This window comes from Pseudofulvibacter geojedonensis (assembly GCF_042675745.1).
Classification (GTDB): Bacteria; Bacteroidota; Bacteroidia; order Flavobacteriales; family Flavobacteriaceae; genus Pseudofulvibacter; species Pseudofulvibacter geojedonensis.
Genome location: NZ_JBHTJM010000009.1, coordinates 377,307 through 396,001 on the forward strand (window position 1 = coordinate 377,307; position 18,695 = coordinate 396,001).

Annotated in this window: 17 protein-coding genes; all 17 read right to left on the minus strand. The window is 28.5% G+C overall.

Going from position 1 to position 18,695, the window contains the following annotated elements; genetic code table 11:
- Nucleotides 1-29: 29 nt before the first annotated feature.
- The gene (locus ACFQ1O_RS11330) at nt 30-1,019 is read right to left on the minus strand and encodes a UDP-glucuronic acid decarboxylase family protein (protein WP_377716132.1); all 990 of its coding nucleotides are present in this window, start codon (nt 1,017-1,019) and stop codon (nt 30-32) included.
- Nucleotides 1,019-2,329 (minus strand): UDP-glucose dehydrogenase family protein, encoded by a 1,311-nt coding sequence (locus ACFQ1O_RS11335; RefSeq protein ID WP_377716133.1) that lies wholly within the window; start codon nt 2,327-2,329, stop codon nt 1,019-1,021. The genes ACFQ1O_RS11330 and ACFQ1O_RS11335 overlap by 1 nt, the downstream gene beginning before the upstream one ends.
- Before the next feature lie 61 nt (nt 2,330-2,390).
- On the minus strand, nt 2,391-4,352 hold the full coding sequence (locus ACFQ1O_RS11340; protein WP_377716134.1) for a polysaccharide biosynthesis protein: 1,962 nt from the start codon (nt 4,350-4,352) through the stop codon (nt 2,391-2,393).
- 33 nt (nt 4,353-4,385) lie between these two features.
- Nucleotides 4,386-5,516 carry a DegT/DnrJ/EryC1/StrS family aminotransferase gene (locus tag ACFQ1O_RS11345; protein ID WP_377716135.1) on the minus strand — a complete coding sequence of 377 codons (1,131 nt, stop codon included), beginning with the start codon at nt 5,514-5,516 and terminating at the stop codon, nt 4,386-4,388.
- Entirely contained in the window at nt 5,506-6,498 is a 993-nt protein-coding gene (locus ACFQ1O_RS11350; protein WP_377716136.1) for an MraY family glycosyltransferase, read from the minus strand. Before ACFQ1O_RS11350 ends, ACFQ1O_RS11345 begins: the two co-directional genes overlap by 11 nt.
- Nucleotides 6,492-7,424 carry a hypothetical protein gene (locus tag ACFQ1O_RS11355; RefSeq protein WP_377716137.1) on the minus strand — a complete coding sequence of 311 codons (933 nt, stop codon included), beginning with the start codon at nt 7,422-7,424 and terminating at the stop codon, nt 6,492-6,494. Before ACFQ1O_RS11355 ends, ACFQ1O_RS11350 begins: the two co-directional genes overlap by 7 nt.
- A gap of 247 nt (nt 7,425-7,671) precedes the next feature.
- The gene (locus ACFQ1O_RS11360; RefSeq protein WP_377716138.1) at nt 7,672-8,880 is read right to left on the minus strand and encodes a glycosyltransferase family 4 protein; all 1,209 of its coding nucleotides are present in this window, start codon (nt 8,878-8,880) and stop codon (nt 7,672-7,674) included.
- Entirely contained in the window at nt 8,873-9,775 is a 903-nt protein-coding gene (locus tag ACFQ1O_RS11365; RefSeq protein ID WP_377716139.1) for a hypothetical protein, read from the minus strand. Before ACFQ1O_RS11365 ends, ACFQ1O_RS11360 begins: the two co-directional genes overlap by 8 nt.
- A 9-nt stretch (nt 9,776-9,784) precedes the next feature.
- The gene (locus tag ACFQ1O_RS11370; protein WP_377716140.1) at nt 9,785-10,426 is read right to left on the minus strand and encodes a PIG-L deacetylase family protein; all 642 of its coding nucleotides are present in this window, start codon (nt 10,424-10,426) and stop codon (nt 9,785-9,787) included.
- Nucleotide 10,427: 1 nt separating this feature from the next.
- Nucleotides 10,428-11,531, minus strand: a complete 1,104-nt coding sequence (locus ACFQ1O_RS11375) for a glycosyltransferase (protein WP_377716141.1) — start codon at nt 11,529-11,531, stop codon at nt 10,428-10,430.
- A gap of 11 nt (nt 11,532-11,542) precedes the next feature.
- Nucleotides 11,543-12,697, minus strand: a complete 1,155-nt coding sequence (locus ACFQ1O_RS11380) for an O-antigen ligase family protein (protein ID WP_377716142.1) — start codon at nt 12,695-12,697, stop codon at nt 11,543-11,545.
- On the minus strand, nt 12,678-13,883 hold the full coding sequence (locus ACFQ1O_RS11385; RefSeq protein ID WP_377716143.1) for an O-antigen ligase family protein: 1,206 nt from the start codon (nt 13,881-13,883) through the stop codon (nt 12,678-12,680). The genes ACFQ1O_RS11380 and ACFQ1O_RS11385 overlap by 20 nt, the downstream gene beginning before the upstream one ends.
- Nucleotides 13,883-15,007 (minus strand): N-acetyl sugar amidotransferase, encoded by a 1,125-nt coding sequence (locus ACFQ1O_RS11390; protein WP_377716144.1) that lies wholly within the window; start codon nt 15,005-15,007, stop codon nt 13,883-13,885. The genes ACFQ1O_RS11385 and ACFQ1O_RS11390 overlap by 1 nt, the downstream gene beginning before the upstream one ends.
- A gap of 21 nt (nt 15,008-15,028) precedes the next feature.
- Complete coding sequence (locus ACFQ1O_RS11395; RefSeq protein ID WP_377716145.1) at nt 15,029-15,799, minus strand: AglZ/HisF2 family acetamidino modification protein; 771 nt, start codon at nt 15,797-15,799, stop codon at nt 15,029-15,031.
- Nucleotides 15,800-15,801: 2 nt separating this feature from the next.
- Nucleotides 15,802-16,416 carry an imidazole glycerol phosphate synthase subunit HisH gene (hisH, locus tag ACFQ1O_RS11400; RefSeq protein WP_377716146.1) on the minus strand — a complete coding sequence of 205 codons (615 nt, stop codon included), beginning with the start codon at nt 16,414-16,416 and terminating at the stop codon, nt 15,802-15,804.
- A gap of 87 nt (nt 16,417-16,503) precedes the next feature.
- Complete coding sequence (locus ACFQ1O_RS11405; protein WP_377716147.1) at nt 16,504-17,385, minus strand: hypothetical protein; 882 nt, start codon at nt 17,383-17,385, stop codon at nt 16,504-16,506.
- 8 nt (nt 17,386-17,393) lie between these two features.
- Nucleotides 17,394-18,668 (minus strand): lipopolysaccharide biosynthesis protein, encoded by a 1,275-nt coding sequence (locus ACFQ1O_RS11410; RefSeq protein ID WP_377716148.1) that lies wholly within the window; start codon nt 18,666-18,668, stop codon nt 17,394-17,396.
- Nucleotides 18,669-18,695: the final 27 nt, after the last annotated feature.

Genomic DNA, 18,695 nt, shown 5'->3' on the forward strand with positions numbered 1-18,695 from the left:
TATTAGTTTAAGCCTAAACGATAAAAACGTTACTTTATTATATGTTTAGAAAAATCTTTATGCTCTTTTTTAAAAAGTTCTTCTTTTGATAGGCTTTTAAAATATTCAAATGTTTTTTTCATACCTTCTTCTCTAGGCACTTTGGGTGACCAATTTAAAAGCTTTTTTGCTAATGAAATATCTGGCTGTCTTTGTAGAGGGTCGTTTTCTGGTAAGTCTTGATACACTATTTTTTGTTGTGTACCGGTTAATTTAATTATTTCTTCTGCAAAATCTCTAATCGTAATTTCGTCAGGATTACCAATATTAACCGGCAAAGAGTAATTGCTCAATAATAACTTATAAATTCCTTCTACCTGATCTGTTATATAACAGAATGATCTTGTTTGTAATCCTTTACCAAAAATAGTTAAATCTTCACCTCTAAGAGCTTGACCAATGAAAGCTGGAATAACTCTACCATCGTTTAGTCTCATTCTAGGACCATATGTATTGAATATACGAACGATTCTTGTATCTAAACCATGAAACCTATGATAGGCCATTGTAATTGATTCTTGAAAACGTTTTGCTTCATCATAAACTCCTCTAGGTCCAATCGTATTAACATTTCCGTAATACTCCTCTGATTGTGGGTGAACTAAAGGATCTCCATATACTTCAGATGTAGATGCAATTAATATTGTAGCTTTTTTCTCTTTTGCTAAACCTAGCAAATTATGAGTTCCTAATGATCCTACTTTTAAAGTTTGAATCGGTATTTTTAAATAATCTATCGGACTTGCTGGTGATGCAAAATGTAAAATATAATCCAGTTTACCAGGAATATGTACAAACTTAGTTACATCGTGGTTGTAAAACTCAAAGTTTTCTAACTTAAAAAGATGTTCTATATTCTTTAAATCTCCAGTTATAAGATTATCCATTGCAATAACATAATAACCTTCAGATATAAATTTATCGCATAAATGTGACCCTAAAAAACCTGCCGCACCTGTTATTAAAATCCTTTTTTGCATTATATAATTTGTTTTCTTCCTATAGAGACATACTTAATCTTTTCTTTTTCTATATCGTTAATATCATATAGGTTCCTTCCATCAAAAATAACTGCATTATTAAGCTTCTCTTTTATTTTTATGAAATCAGGGTTTCTAAAAATGCTCCATTCAGTACTAATAACTAAAGCATCTGCTTTATTCAAAGCTTCGTACATATTAGATGCAAACTGAATTGTATCTCCATATCTACGCTGTACATTTGGCATCGCTTCTGGGTCAAAAGCTTGTATAGATGCACCTTTTTTCAACAACTCATCTATTACATAAAGTGCTGGAGCTTCTCTTATATCATCTGTCTCTGGCTTAAAGGCCAAACCCCAAACAGCGATTGTTTTGCCAGCTATTTTTCCTTTAAAATGATCTTCAATCTTAGGTATTAAAATAGTTTTCTGAACATCGTTAACTCTAATAACAGAGTCTAATATGGAAAAATTGTAATTTGCTTCTTTTCCTGCTTTATAAAGAGCTTTAACATCTTTAGGAAAACAAGAACCTCCATAACCTATACCTGGAAACAAGAATCGTTTACCAATTCTAGAGTCTGTACCCATTCCTATTCTTACTTTGTCTACATCTGCTCCTACCTTTTCACAAAAATTAGCTATTTCATTCATAAAGGTAATCTTGGTAGCTAGAAATGAATTAGCTGCATATTTTGTCAATTCAGCTGACTTCTCATCCATAACTATTATTGGATTTCCTGATCTTACAAATGGTTTATAAAGCTTTTGCATTAACTCTATAGCTTTTTCCGAACTTGATCCAATAACAATTCTTTCTGGCTTTAAAAAATCATCAACAGCAAAGCCTTCTCTTAAAAACTCTGGATTAGAAACCACATCAAAATCTACAGTAGTATATTTTTTTATGGTTTCCCTAACCTTATCTGCTGTACCCACAGGAACGGTACTTTTGTCTACTATAACTTTATATTCGCTTATTTCTTTACCAATGCTTTGGGCTACTCCTAATACATAAGATAAATCGGCTGACCCATCTTCGCCTTCTGGTGTAGGCAAGGCTAAGAAAATAATTTCTCCATGATCTAATCCTTCGCTAAAAGATGTGGTGAATTGTAATCTATTAGCTTTAATATTTCTATGAAAAAGTACATCTAAATGAGGTTCATAAATTGGAACAATTCCCTCTTTCATTTTTTCAACTTTTTGTGCATCAATATCTACACAAATAACTTCATTTCCTGTTTCTGCTAAGCAAGTTCCAGTAACTAGACCTACATAGCCAGTACCTATTACGGTAATTTTCATGTGTTTTTCTTCTTAAAAAGGGAATAAAGATAGTAAATAAAGCCGTTTTAACACTAAAACTTTATTTAATGTCTAATGTTTCGAAAGCTGAATTCATACTTTTAAATTCAGGTACTATTACTTTCATCTGGCTAACGATTTTATGGTTGTCAAAAAGTTTAGCATAATCAATCAAAACAGATATTTCTTCACTTATTCTATTATAATTTTCAGCTTCTACTTTAGCAATCATAATTTTATTATGATAGGTAGGAAGAGTTGTCGTTTTATCATTTAATAACTCTTCATAAAGCTTTTCTCCTGGTCTTAACCCAATTACTTTAATATCAATGTCTTTATATGGTTCATAACCTGACAACTTTATTATTTTTGTAGCTAAGTCTATAATTTTTACAGCCTTACCCATATCAAAAATAAATATTTCCCCTCCGTTCCCCATTGCTGCAGCTTCAAGAACTAACTGACAAGCTTCCGGAATGGTCATAAAATATCTAATAATATCTGGGTGAGTAATTGTTAAAGGGCCACCTTCTGCTATCTGTTTTTTAAATAACGGTACTACAGAACCATTAGACCCTAAAACATTTCCAAAACGAGTTGTAATAAAGTTGGTTTTAAAGTTTTGAGATTTTTTTGCAAAATAATGTAACGATTGAACATACATTTCTGCTATTCGCTTTGAGGCTCCCATTACATTGCTAGGGTTAACTGCTTTATCTGTTGATACCATGACAAACTTCTCTACATCATATTTCAATGATAAATCAGCTAAATTTTTACTCCCCTGAACATTAACAAAAATAGCCTCAGAGGGGTTATTTTCCATTAATGGGACATGTTTATAAGCAGCAGCGTGATATACAATATCTGGTTTATATTGTTTAAAAATACTTTCTATTTTTTCATAATTTGAGACATCTGCTATTACTGCATCAAACTCAACATTAGGGAAGGTTGCCTTTATTTCTGACTGTATTTGATACAGAGGAGTTTCTGCCTGATCTATTATAACTATTTTCTTAGTATTATAATTAGCTACCTGCCTTAGTATTTCGCTACCAATAGATCCTGCTCCACCAGTTACAAATACTGTTTTCTGAAATAATTCTTTAATTATTAATTTGTTATCTAAAACTATTGGGTCTCTTTCTAATAAATCTTCAATTTGAATATTTTGAATTTGATTAGTAAGATTTTTATCATCTTCTAAGTCAGATACTAAAGGAGCTCTGTAGACATTATAATTAAATTCTAAACAATCGTCAACTAATTTAATTCGTTCATCTACTGTTATATTTTTGTCGGCTAATATCAAAGCTTGAGCATTATTAGCTCTCAGTAAAACAGAAATATTTTTTTTTAGTGAGATAATAGGTAAACCTAATATTTGTTTGCTTTGATTTTTAGAATTTTTTTGCACAAAACCAACAGGTCTAAATCTAGCAGGTAGTTCAGATTTCAAGGCATTTGCTATAGCTATAGCATTAGAATCTGAACCATAAATAAGAACTTTTTTAACATCATTAGTATTAGTATGCTTCATAAACACTTCATACACCTGTTTAACTAATACCCTAAATAAAAATAAAAAAGTAAACGAAACACTAAAGTAAATAACCAATTTAGGTATTGTTAGAAGCTGCTCATCATTTAAAAACAATGAAATGTAATTAGCAATTAAGAGTGTAAAAAAAGTTCCTGAAGAAGCTAAAAAAAATTTTACAGCATCTATAAATGACGAGTGTCTGATTAGTCCTGCATAAGTTCTGAATAAAATAAAAAACACAACATTTACAGTAACTATCAGTATATCATTTCTATCTATTAAATAATACTTTAAGTCTACTCCCGATACATTACTTACAATAAATGATGTTATAACTATTGAACCTAAACAAATAATTATATCAAATAATAAAATTAACCATCTAGGTAAATAACCCAAATTCTGAAAATCCAATCTTTTTCTACTTGATTGAAAAACCTGATTTAATGCTATATTTATTGACTTTATAAAACTCATTGAGTGAACCCTTCTTAGCTAAGTTAATATATTTTAACCAATCATTTTCTTAATTACGACTTTTACCCTATCTTTTTCTACTTCTGTTAGGTTTGAACCAGAAGGTAAACATAGGCCTTTTTTAAATAATTCTTCTGAAAATCCATCTCCATAAAAAGCACTATCTACAAATATTGGTTGTAAATGCATTGGTTTCCATAAAGGTCTAGATTCTATGTTATCTTTTAGTAAAGCTAATCTTAAGTCTTCTCTAGAAAACCCAGTTTCCTGCTCATTAATTACTACACAACTTAACCAATGATTTGAAATAATACCTTTCTTTAATTCTTGTAATACCTGAACTCCTTTAACCTCTTTAAACAAGTTTCGGTAAAAATTATTCATTTCTTGACGCAAAGCCACATGTTTATCTAAAACTTCCATTTGCCCTCTTCCAATTCCTGCCACAATATTACTCATACGATAATTATATCCTATGTGAGAATGCTCATAATGAACTGCTTCGTCTCTTGCTTGGGTAGCTAGAAAAATAGCTTTTTTCTTATCCTCATCATTTTTACACACCAATGCTCCTCCCCCAGAAGTTGTTATAATCTTATTTCCGTTGAATGATAAAATTCCAAAATCGCCAAAAGTGCCACATTTTTGCCCTTTATAACTTGACCCTAAAGCCTCAGCAGCATCTTCTATTAAGGCTATTTCATACTTTTTTGCTAAAGCTAATACTTCATCAATCTTAGCTGGCATACCATATAAATGAACTAATATTATCGCTTTAGGTTTCTTTCCTAAAGAAATTCTGTGTTTAATAGCTTTTTCTAAATGTATTGGACACATATTCCATGTATCCTTTTCACTATCAACAAAAACTGGAATAGCTCCTTGATAAGTAATAGGGTTTGCAGATGCAGAAAAAGTAAAACTCTGACAAATAACCTCATCGCCATGCTTTACTCCTGCCATAATTAATGCTAAATGAATGGCCGATGTACCACTTGAAAGGGCAACAATTTTTTTATCATTGCCTAAATAACTTTCCAAGGAATCTTGAAATACATTTAAATTATTTCCATAAGTCAATTCATTACTCTCTATAGCTTCTTGTATATAGATTTTTTCTTTTCCACTCAAATGGGAATTAGACAATAGCACTCTACTTTTCATTTATTTGATTTACTTTCCTATAAGTATTTCTTTTCATAAAAAAATACCCAATAGATAGTACCATAAAAATTAAAACAACAATTAAATAATTTTTTTCACCAATTTTTATTAAATATAATACTATTAAATTTAGAAACATCTGCACCAAAAAGTACATTAATGAGATTTTTAAATGAGGGACTTTGATTTCATTTGCAAAAAGCTGATATAAATGTCTTCGGTGGGCTTCAAGAATATTTTCTTTTCTAACTAATCGCTCGATTATAGTCCAACCTCCATCTAATAAATAAACCCCCAACATTAAAAATACAGCATAACTTCCAGTAATCGAAAATAATTTAATAATAAAATAAATAATTGTAAAACCTATTGTAATACTTCCAACATCTCCAGCAAAACATTTAGGTTTTTTTCTAAAGTTAAAAATACCAAATACAACAATAGCAAATATTAATACCATTAATAAATCTGAACTAGAAAACTCAATGATATACTCATTTATTAAATAATAGGTTACGAAGGTTATTAAGGCATTAAGAAATGTAATTCCATTAATGCCATCCATAAAATTATAGATGTTTAAATATCCTAATGAAAATATATATGCCAAAAATATCAACGTCATTTCAAACAAACTTGATGCCTGAAAAAGATTTAAGCTATAAAAAACTATTGTTAATGATATAACGTGAATAATTATTCTAATTTTTGATGACAATGTTATTATATCATCTATAAAACTTATAATTGCTAAAATCAATACTGCTAGACAAAAACCTATGTAATCATTTAACTCATTAGGAAAGAGTAATAAAAAAAGTAAAATAGCAGGCACTAGAATTATTCCTCCACCTCTCAATGTTGGAGTCACATGAGCACTTCTATGGTTAGGGGTGTCAGAAATATTAAAAAACTTAGCAAGTTTTAAATAAATAATTTCAACTATCAATAACGTAAAAAAAACTACTAAATAAACTAACATATTATTTTTTTATTCTGAAGACTTAAATATAAATAAATCATTGATAACACACTTAAAAACAAAGCTCCACTTAACAAACCACAAAAGAAAACAAACGAAAAAATAATTATCGCAAATCTATTAACATTTGAAGAGAAATATCTAATAATAAACAAAATATAAACTATAGTGCCTATTCCTCCGAAAAAAATAAATACATCAACAATATCCATTTGAGTAAATATGAAGTTTCTTGAATAAAATGATCCTCCTATTAGAAAATTAACCTTATTCCAATAAGTATCAAAGTACTCTAAAACTTTAATAAAAAGTAAATCTCTTTTCGAAAATAACAGCGTGAAAATATCATATTTCACAGTTAATTCTTTCCAAAAAGGAGAAAGGTTAAATACAAAACTCATTATTTTATCAAAAAATAAAATAAAAACAACACCTATAAAACATAAAATTATTCTAAATATTTTCTTTCTCTTTGCAATAACAGTTAAATGAAAAATTAATAGCAGGGATAAGAATAATAAAACTGTTTTTGTTCCTAAAAAAGTGCTTATTACAACGATATATAATAAAAGCCATAAGTCCTTTTTACTTTTAATATAATTATAATATAAATTTGCAATTAGTATGTTATATAAATGACTAACTTCATTTACTTTATTAAATAATCCATCAGATCCAAATCTTTCAAGAGACCTTGGGTAAGATGTTAAGATTTTAAATTCTGTTAAAACTCCAAATAATATAAATATAGAGTTAACAACTAAAACATATTTAAAAATATTGAGTAAGTTATCTGCTATTTTTTTATCCTTTAAGTTCAAAAAGAAAGCTACAAAAACAAGAATATATAAATACCTAATTAAGTAATAAATACTGCCTTTTGTAATATCCCAATATGGATCTAATAAAAATATTGGATTAAACAAAAATTGATTAAATAAAAAGAATAAAACTAAAGCTAGTAAATAATATGTGATTTTATTCTTAGAGTGTTTGGTTAAAATAAAAAACAGTATGAAAAACACTAATTTAATAACTCCAGTAAATCTGGAACTATTTGCATCAGATACATACAAATAAATCGTGGTGAAAAACTCTGATAAAAATACTATTATCAAAAAGCAAACTGCAAAATTCGATTTATTTAATTTCTTTAACAATTGTAGCATTTCTTTAGAATGTTTTTATAAATATTTTTGCCAATTTATCATACGTAAAATACTTCAATAAATACTCTTTACCATTATTACCTAACTCTTTACGTTTTCTAACTGAATGCTTTTTAAATTCTACTAAAGATTTTCTTATATCATCTATAGATTCTGCAGGTATTACCTTTCCACAATTAGCAATATCAACTATATTATTTTTAGTTGGGGCAGACAACAATATAGGTCTCTCTGCGTACATATAATCAAATGTTTTATTAGCAGAAATTCCTAGTTCATATAACTTTAAATTTCTTGATGCAAAATATAACAAATCACACTCCTTTAAAAAAGAGTTCACTTGATTTTTAGGAATCCTGTCAAAAAATATAATATTATTATGATCTTTAGCTAACTGTCTAAGGTTTAAAGCTTCATTACCATTTCCAAGTATACATAAACACACATCTGGATTATCCTTTACAGCATCAATTACAAATTCCATGGCATTAGCAATACCCAAAGAACCTGCATACCCTACAACAAATTTATCTTTTGGGATTTTATTCTTTATCCTTTCCGGTAAAGGTTGATAATAAGACTCATCCTCTATTTGATATCCATTTGATATCCAAGTATAGTTAAAATCCTTACTTTTTAGTATTTTCTCTACATGTTTATCTACATCTATTAATAAGGAAACTATATGATCTGCATGTTTATACCCCAACTTCTCAACCCAGGCTAAGAAACGAATAAATATATTTTTAGTTGAAAAACTCCCTAATTCTATAAGAGATAATGGCCATACATCTCTAATTTCTAATATAAATTTAACACCTTTAAATTTTCTCTTAAAAAAGAAAACAACATTCAATATTGGCAACAGTGAATTTGACGAAACTATTATTACATCTGGCTTAGGCAACTTTTTAGTTGGAATAAAAAATAATAAGAAACAAAATAGTAACCAACTTAAAATTCTAGCTACCCCTTGTGTTTCTTTATATATGTTACCTTTAATTAATAAGGTTCTTATATTACTTCCTGTAATCTTAAATAACCCTTTAAACTTATTTTCTCGTTTTGGAACATGAGAGAATGATGAAGTAATTAATGTAACATCATACCCATTTTTAATAAATTCTTCTGCTAAAAATGAATGTCTATGACCGTCTCCGTTTAATTCTGGAGTACATAAATATTGGTTTATAAGCCAAATATTTTTACTCATCTTTATTTATTTTTCTAATAAGTTTACCCGGATTTCCTGCTACAATTTCATAATCATTGACATCTTTTGTAATAACTGCACCCAAGCCAATTAATGCATTAGACCCTATATTTTTCTTATTTATAATAGATGCTGAAGGTGCTATCCATGAATTCTCTCCAATAGTAACACTTCCTGCAATCATTGCATTGGCTATTACAACTGAATTTCTCTTAACTTTTACACCATGAGCTATATGAACAAGATTATCTATTTTGACATTCTCTCCTATAATAGTACTCCCCATAACCGCTCTATCAATACATGTATTATTCCCTATATCTACATTATTTTTTATAACAACATTTCCAATATGGGGGATTAACTCAAAATCACCTTTCTTATTTTTCTCATAACCAAAACCAACTCCTCCGATTGTATTATTAGCTCCAATTGTAACATTATTCTCTATAACTGTTCCTTTTAATATTGTAGTATTATGCAAAATTTCAACATTAACTCCTATCCTACAGTTTTCTTCAATAATCACATTATGCCCAATAAAAGCACCATCTCCAATTATACAATCTTCAGATATACATGCAGACTTATGAATAACTGGACTTCTTTTCTTACTAAAAAACTTTGTCAATACTTCTTGAAAGACTCTTCTTGGGTTTTCTACAATAATATAATTAATGTAGTCCGACTTGTTTATAACAACTTTTTCACTTACTATTATTGTAGATTTAGTTTTTACTAAACTTAATTTATCTATATTTTTATCATTACACCAACTCAACATATTTTCTGTACCGCTAATTTCTTCTAACGATACCACGCCTTTTACATTAAGTGATGGTTCCCCTATAAACTTTATATATTCTATCTGCGTAAGAATTTCTTTAAGTATCATCTCTTCTATCTAATTAATTAATCTTACTACTTCAAAAACTTCTGCAAAATCTTTACCTACCTGAGTACCTCTAACTCTAGCTAAACTTTTAATAAACTCTTCTGAAGCATAACCTCTAATAGCTACCTGTGATTCGTATTCTTTTAGGGCATCTATTTTTATATCTAACGAAGATTCCTCGGCCTCTACAAATAAATCCATAGAAAATTTAAAATTATTCCAGGGTAATTCATAGCTAAGAATATTTCTATTCTTAAAGGCTCTTATAGCTTCATTAGCTATAGTTGCATGATCTTGGTGAACATCATTAACAGATGGAATAAAAATAAGATCTGGATTTATTTTTCTTCTGTATACGATTAAGTCTTCAAGAATTTCTTGCCTCTTATATGAAAAATAACGGACTTTATAGTCTAATACAAAAACATTCTCAGAATTTATTCCTAATTTTTTAGTCGCACGTTTTGCTTCATGTTTTAATACGTCTGGTGCAAAACCTTCCGGAACGGACTCTTCGCAATAACTAAAAGCTATATAATATACTTCTACTCCGCTTTTTATCAACTTATCTATTGTAGCACCACAACCAAATTCTCCATCATCTGTATGTGGCGCTAAAACTAGTGCTCTTTTTATAGAATTAAATATCATGTTATATACTTTTGTAAAGTTCCATTAATCTTTTTTCTGCTATACTCCAATTATACTTTTCAATAACAGCTTTCTTTCCATTTTCCCCTAATTTCTTTTTTAATTCAGGGTTTTTGTTTAAATACATAATTGCATTAGCAACTTGATCTGTATTTGTTGGATCAACATTAATACCACAATTATTCTCTTCATTAAAGCTAACCCATTCACCAAAATTAGGCATAATTACCGGCATACCTTTTAACATATACTCAAATAACTTAATAGCATAAGACAAATAATACTGCCCTACATTATTATAAAGAATCAACCCAATAGATGAATTATTATATTGTTCTAATACAGACTCATATGGTATTATCCCTAAATACTTAGTTTGATTCCAACCTAACTCTTCCTTGCATTGATTTAGGGTAACATCATTTATATTTCCTGCCAAAACTAAATCACTGCCATCATTAATTTTTGAAAAAGCTCTTACCATATTCAAAACTCCTCTTTCTAAACTTAGAGCTCCTGCATGAAAACATGTTTTATTTGCGTAATTTATATTTTCTAAAGTAGCATTTTTAGATTGAAGGATAACAAAATTTTCTACCAAAGTAGTATTCTTATTTTTTTTAGAATAAACTGAATACATATAAGGTTGAGGTACAACTACTGCATCAACTTTTTTAACAACAAAGTTTTCTACTTTCTCAAAGAAAAAAGATATTATTCCACGTAAGGATTTATGAATCCAAGGCTTAATCTTAATTTGCTTGGTTAAATCTTCATGAATATCGTAAATGACTTTTACTCCATTCTTTCGTAATTTAAGCCCCAAAAACATTAGCTCTGGATCATGAAACTGGTATATATCACATTTCAACTCCTTTGCTTTTAAAAATACTTTTTTTCTTGCCTTTAGTATCCTTTCTTTTCTAGAATTTACAGCACCTACATCATAAATTTTAACTCCTTCTTTTACTTCATCACCTAAGCCATCAGCAACCACTAATGAAACATCGAATCCATTTTGAGCAAGACTCTGACATTCCTTAATGAATACTCTAATATCATATCTTGGATGCACAGATGTTAAATGACATATTTTCTTTTTCATGTAATAATGACTTATTTTTCTTTATAGTTAAGTTTATTAGATAGTAGCAAAGATGTAAAAAAAACAAAAAAGAAAACCCCTCTCTGCAAATACAAAAAATCTTCAGTTAGACTAAGTAATATACATATTACTGTTAATGTTGCTAAAATGAAATTATTCGTCGTAAATGATTTTCGTAACAAAAAACCCAACATTATTAATATAAGTATTAATCCTAATATTCCGTTTGCCAACAATTCATGTATATATAAATTATGTGGAATTAAAGGTTTTATATTATCATCTATAAGTAACTGATAATCCTTAATATGATTTCCTCCAATACCAAACCAAAAATTCTCTTTTATAAGTTCTAGAGATTTTTTTGTATATATTAAACGGTGCGCTACACTATTTGTTATACTTAATATTAACCAATCTTTTATTAAAAAAACAAAACCTAAAAACAAAACTATTGAACCACCTAATAATTGATAAAAGCTTTTCCTATTCAACCCAGAAATTAGAAGATAAAAAAGTAAGCCAAAAAAAGATAAAATCATAGTCATTTTTGAACCAACATAGAATTGCATTAAGAAAAACAAAAAAAGTAATATAGTTAATATTACTTTAACCGACCTCTTGAAACTTCTTTTAACTTCATCCATTAAAATGACTAAAGCAAAAGCAATATACAAACCTATATAAGTATGGTGATAAGCACCCGGTAGATAATTATATAGTACATAAATAACATAATGGTCTGTAAAACTAAATGTATACCATTTGGCATATTTAATATAAAAATAAAACAGATATCCAATAGCATAAAAAATGTAAACTCCAACTCCTATGGTAAAAAGCTGTAGCAACTTTCTATATACTTTAGGTGATTCTATTTTAGTAATTTGAAAAGCTAAAGGAACAATCAAAAAGGCTAATTTTACACTATCTATACCTTTAAAACTTTGTTCAAAAAAAAGACTTCTTATTCCATCTATAAGTACAAATAAAATGCATAAAACAGTCCAATTCTTTATATTAATCTTCTTAAAATCTCCTAAAAAGATAAGATTTAATAACATTAACCCTAAAGCAATTGCCGAATATATTAATGGAATAGGTAAAGGTAAAACTAAGGCAAAAATATATAGCCCAATGTATCTTTTATGAAACTCTAACTTCATTTAATTTAGGATTCATTTTTATATTATTTAAATAAATAGAATATAACACTACTAATATCCACAACCCAGATAAATTATTAGATTTCAAACAATTAAAAAAAGCAAAAAATATAAATGCTTTATATAATGCCAACTTTTTATTAATAAAAAAGGGAGTTATTAAAAAGAATGCTATTAAAAACAAACCTAAAACTCCTAATTCATACCAGGCTTCTAAAAATATATTATGAGGATTCTCCTTTACATCTTTTCCTAAATAATCATAACCAAAACTTCCTATACCATTGCCAAAAATAAAAGTCTTAGGGTTAGAAAATATTTGATCGATAGCATAAGACATTAGCTCAATTCTATCATTTGCAGAAGCATCCTTCCTGTCTGAAGAAAACAAACTTATAAATCTATCCAAACCATACTTATAAATTTTTTCCTTAAAAAAATCAAATTTTGCTATAATAATACCACAGCCAGCAATTAAAAAACTCAAAAAAATTAATACCCTTTTTGTTTTAAATTTAACATTTAAAAATATCTTATATTTTACAATAAAAATAGTTAACAAACTAAAAAGTAAAGGTCCTCTAGAGCCCATTGCTAATAAAACAAGATATAAACCTCCTAAAGAAAACCATTTTTTCTTTTCCACAAAAACAAATCCTACTAAAGAAATAACATACCCTAATCCCATATAAGAGCCTGCTATATCATAAAATTTATCTGAAAAAGATCTATTTGCTGCATTAGCATCTGACCAAAAAAACTGTCTGTAGTATATAAATAAAAATGATAGGGGAATAACAATCCACAAAACACCTCTTACAAAAGATTTCCAATTTATCTCTTTAACAAAAATAGGGTAAACAAAACAAAATATTGTCAAACTAAACTTTAAAAACTTTTCCCTAGCATAGATCTCTGAACTAGAATAAAAAAAAGATAAAAACATTAAGAGAAAAATAAAAAAAAGAACTGATAAATACAGTACTACTTGTTTATTAATTCTTATTCGGTTTTCCTTTTGTCCTAATTGAAAAATAATATCAATAGCGGCTAAAGAAAATGCAAATAGAGTAACATCTAATGTTCCAATAAAAGCATTAAACATAGGTTTTATTGGGCCAGAAATAATTAATAAGGCTAATATATAAGTCTGATGATTTTCCTTTATTTCTCCTAATAATCTCATTAAAGTTTATTCAAAAATTTAAAACGTTCACGTAACCTATAACCCATTTTAAATAATTTTGCTCCATTTTTATAACTTTCAAAAGATTTATTTGGCATATTTATTATTCTTTCAAACTCATTTACAGAAACTTCTAGTTTCTTAGCCACATACTCTAAATCTTCTAAATGTGAATTATTTGGATAAATCTCTTTTTTCATCTCTTTTAGAGCTTCTTCCCTTGTAAGTTGACTTGATACAATTAGGCTAGACAAATGTGCCCTTCTTTTATCATATTTAAATTTAGTTGGTAAATAATATGCTTGAAAGAATTTAGTAAATCTAGACTCATGATGCTTTCCTCCATAATACTTCCAATCTAGTTCAGCCTTCATAATTTCTATTGCATTATCTTTAACATAGTTCATCAAATTTAAAGGCTTGACTATCGTCATCTTTCTAATATATCTAAAATAAAAATACTGTTTAAAGAAAGACATTATTGGGTACTTCTTAAGTTTTCGCTTTCCAAATTTTTTATGAATAGCTCTCAAGTTAATGGTATCCATATTATTATATCCCCATGCTTTTGGTAAAATACATTCTGTTGCAAAATTGCTACCATTAAACACGTATTTAATATTGTTCTTTACAGCAAAACTATAAAGAGCTGCAAAAATTGCATGATCTTGAGGAATATCCTGATTTGCTACATTAGCTTTAAAATATGCTAACTGTAAATCCTTCATTTCTTGCCAATTTACTACATGTGTATGTAACTCTAAGTTTAATTTCTTTACTATATTTTCAACATTCTTAACAGCCAATTCCGAGTTCCATCCACAATCTACATGAACTACTAAAGGTCTTAATCCTAATTTAACTGTTTTATATGCTAAAAAAGAACTATCTACACCTCCACTTAAACCAATAATGCAATCATACTTTTTATTTTTTTCTTCCTTTTTTATTCTATTAGCTATATCTAACAAACGTTGCTCTCCTTCTTCATTTGGAAACCAAACTTGTTTAGCCCTTTCAATAGCATCATTACAATGATTACAATTTCCATTATCATCAAAAACTATTTCTGGATCTGTTGTATCCATAATACAACGATTACAAATCTGATACTCTCTTTTCATTTATATATATTACTACAATAATTATTGATATATTTCTTTTAATTCTTGTTGTGATGGGTAAGAAATTAATACCGCTTTTCTAGGACCTTGATATACAAAAAAGCTTCCTGCAGCTACAGCTGATGCTTTTGCTTGCTTTATAGCTAAACTAAAGTGATTTATAGTACCAACTCCTCCGCACGCTATAACAGGAATAGAAACTGCTTCACTAACTGATTTTATTAAATCTAAATCGTAGCCTGTCATTGTGCCATCTTTATCAACTGAGTTAAGTAAAATTTCACCCGCTCCTAATGCTTCCATTTTTTTAGAATAAACAACTGGATCCATCTTGGTGTTCTTTTTTCCAGAAGAAACATAAACTCTTTTCTTTCCGAATAAATCTTTTTTAACATCTATAGAAACTACAATAGTAGAACTTCCAAAAATATTTGCAGCCTCTGTTATAAGCTCTGGATTAGTAAATGCGGCTGTATTAATAGAAACTTTTTCCGCTCCAGACGCTATTATTTTCTTTATCTGTTCTATACTTTTTATACCACCCCCATAACAAAAAGGCATAAAACACTCATTAGCAATATCTTGAATAAAACTATAATGAGGCTCTTTTCCTTTTTTAGTAGCATCTATGTCTAAGAATACTAACTCATCTACTTCTTTTTCATTAAAAATCTTAACAGCGTTTAAAGGGTCTCCTATGTAGGTATCCTTTTTGAACTTTTCCGTTTTTACCAATCCATTATCCCTAAGTAATAAACAAGGGATTGTTCTACGTAAAATGGGCCTAGGCATAATTAATAGTGTTTTACAAAGTTTTCTAATAACTTCATTCCAAACTTATGACTTTTTTCTGGATGAAATTGGACTCCCACTATATTTTCTCTTTCTAAAGACGAAGTGAACGTAAAATCGTATGCAGTTTCTGTTAAAATATCCTTCTTTTCACTAGCTTTCATATAATATGAATGAACAAAATAAAATCTTGGATCTTCGTACATATCTGTAAATAACTTACTGTCTTTAGCAATATCTGTATAATTCCATCCTATATGAGGTACTTTAAACGTACTTTCTTTAGGGAAATTAAACTTTCTTACCTCAGCATCAAACCAGCCTAAACCTATTTCTTTCCCTTCTTCACTTTTTTTACACATTAATTGTGCCCCTAAACAAATACCCAATACTGGTACTTTATCCTCCAAAACTCTTTTATTTAAAGTATCTAGTAACCCTGTGTTTCTTAAATTAACAATACCAGAGTCAAAAGCACCTACTCCTGGTAATATTAACTTTTCTGCATTATTTATGTCTTCCATAGTAGTAGCCAGTTTGGACTTTACTCCTAACTTCTTTAACATATTAACTATAGAACCTAGGTTACCTACTTTATAATCTATTATTGTTATCATTCTCTATGCTTAATCGTGAACAAATATATCTCTCTTTCACAATTGTATTAACATTTTTGTCTTTCTATTACTATTCTTTTTATCAAATTAATCCCGTACAAACTCAAAACTTCTTCTATAACCTGAAAAATTAGTTGAATGTGTATACGAATAAAACTTAAGTGTATCTTGTGACTGATTTATACAAAAATCTCCTGAAGAACAATAATATATCTCATTATCAACAAAGTCATCATCAATATAAAAAAAGCCAAAAGTATTACTTGTAAGATATCCACCAATTGGACTTTGACATAGTCCTCCAAACTGTTTTGAATAAATAGTATCTTTATTAAGGTTATTGTCTATACCTATAAATTCTGTATTATTATATACATAATTTACACCATCTATATCCATATTGGCCTTATAAATGTACCTATTATATCTAATAGTATCATAACTTCCTGGAAAACCTGTACGGCTTAGATATGTAAGGGTATCATTATTTAACCTAATTCCCTTTGAACTTGGATAGCTACCTCCACCTGAAAATCCAGAACCAGCCTTTACCAACCTCCAACTTCCATTGATTTGTTGGTTAAAATTCATATCTATATAATCTGGAACATTATTACAGTCTACATCACTATCTGGCCCCTCATCTATTGTTAAAATATAATCATTATCATCATCATCATCTAAATAATTGACTATACCATCGCCATCAGTATCATCATTTGTAAAGTCTCCATCATCATTAATATCCTCATCTTGAGTTAAAATACCATCACCATCATCATCATCATCTAAATAATTGGCTACACCATCGCCATCAGTATCATCATTTGTAAAATCTCCATCACCATTAATATCCTCATCTTGAGTTAAAACACCATCGCCATCATTATCTGTTAAAAGAACATTCTCTTCTCCCGAACAAGAACTAATAACAATAAGAATTATCACACTTATTAAAAACTTTTTCATGTCTTTTTCTATTCTACACCCTTGGAAAATTGGTATGACAAATATATATTTATTATATACAACAATGAATAAGACACTGTAAAACAGATCAATGCAATCTTTACATCATTTAATTTAACCCCTATAACAAATGATATTATAGTAAATACAAGTAATGCAATTTGCCAAAACATATCATAATGTTGCTTTTCTGCTATATTAAACATATAACTAAGAGGACTAGCTGTAAATCTTATAAAAAAGAGTATAGAAATTATTTGAGCGAACTCACCTGCCATTGTCCATTCTTTTCCAAAAATAAAACCAAATACAATTGGAGATAAAAAAAACAAAAGCAATGTAGGAACAATTGATAATAGTACTAATGACTTAAATGTTTTAATGAAAATATTTTTACAATTTCCAAATTTATTATAGTCTTCACTAGCTTTTTGTTTAAATACATCTAATACAGATGCTCCTATTAGACTTATAGGTGCGCTTAGTACTCTTTCCATAAGAGCATAATTTCCTAATACACTAGATCCAAAAAACTTTCCGATTACAAAAATCGGTAATCTATTAGCAACTATGTTAATGAACTCTGCCGGCAAAGTAAATAATGGGAATCTTTTATATCGTTTAAGAAGAAAAAGAATCTGATCCTTTCTAATATTTTTAAAAAATATCTCCTTATCTCCTAATAACCTATTAAAGAGATAAAGTGCAGCAAAGAATCTACCTGCTACAAAACCAATTAAAAGACCTATTGGAGTAAAGCCTAAAAGCCCTCCTCCTAATTGGATTCCAGACATTGATGTTGTATTAACTACTTTACTCGTAGCCATTCTTTTGTACATTAACTTTCTATTGAACCAAAAACTAACGGTATTAAAAGCCCCAATAAAAAAAATAGAAAAAGGTATAAAGTACAACCAATTCCCTAGTGTTTCTTTTCCATTGGCATCCTCTTCGGTTAGTAAATTAATTATTTCTCCATTAAAAAAATGTACAATTATTAGAGTTAAAAGGCTAATTATACAAGCTATTATTAAAGAACCGATTAAAAGAGAAATTGCTTCTTCTTTCCTTTCTGCTATTATTATTGAGATATCATACTTAAGTGTAATAACAACTGAAAAAATAGCCGCTATAGACATGTAAGTAGCCAATAAACCAAAATCATTTGGCGTATACAATCTAGTTAAAATAGGTGATAAGGCAAGTGGTATAACCTGAGCTATTGTTGTTCCTGTAACTAACGTAAATACATTTTTAGTAAAACTAGATTTAAGTGAAAACATTAAAAATTAATTAATTATGTGATTTCT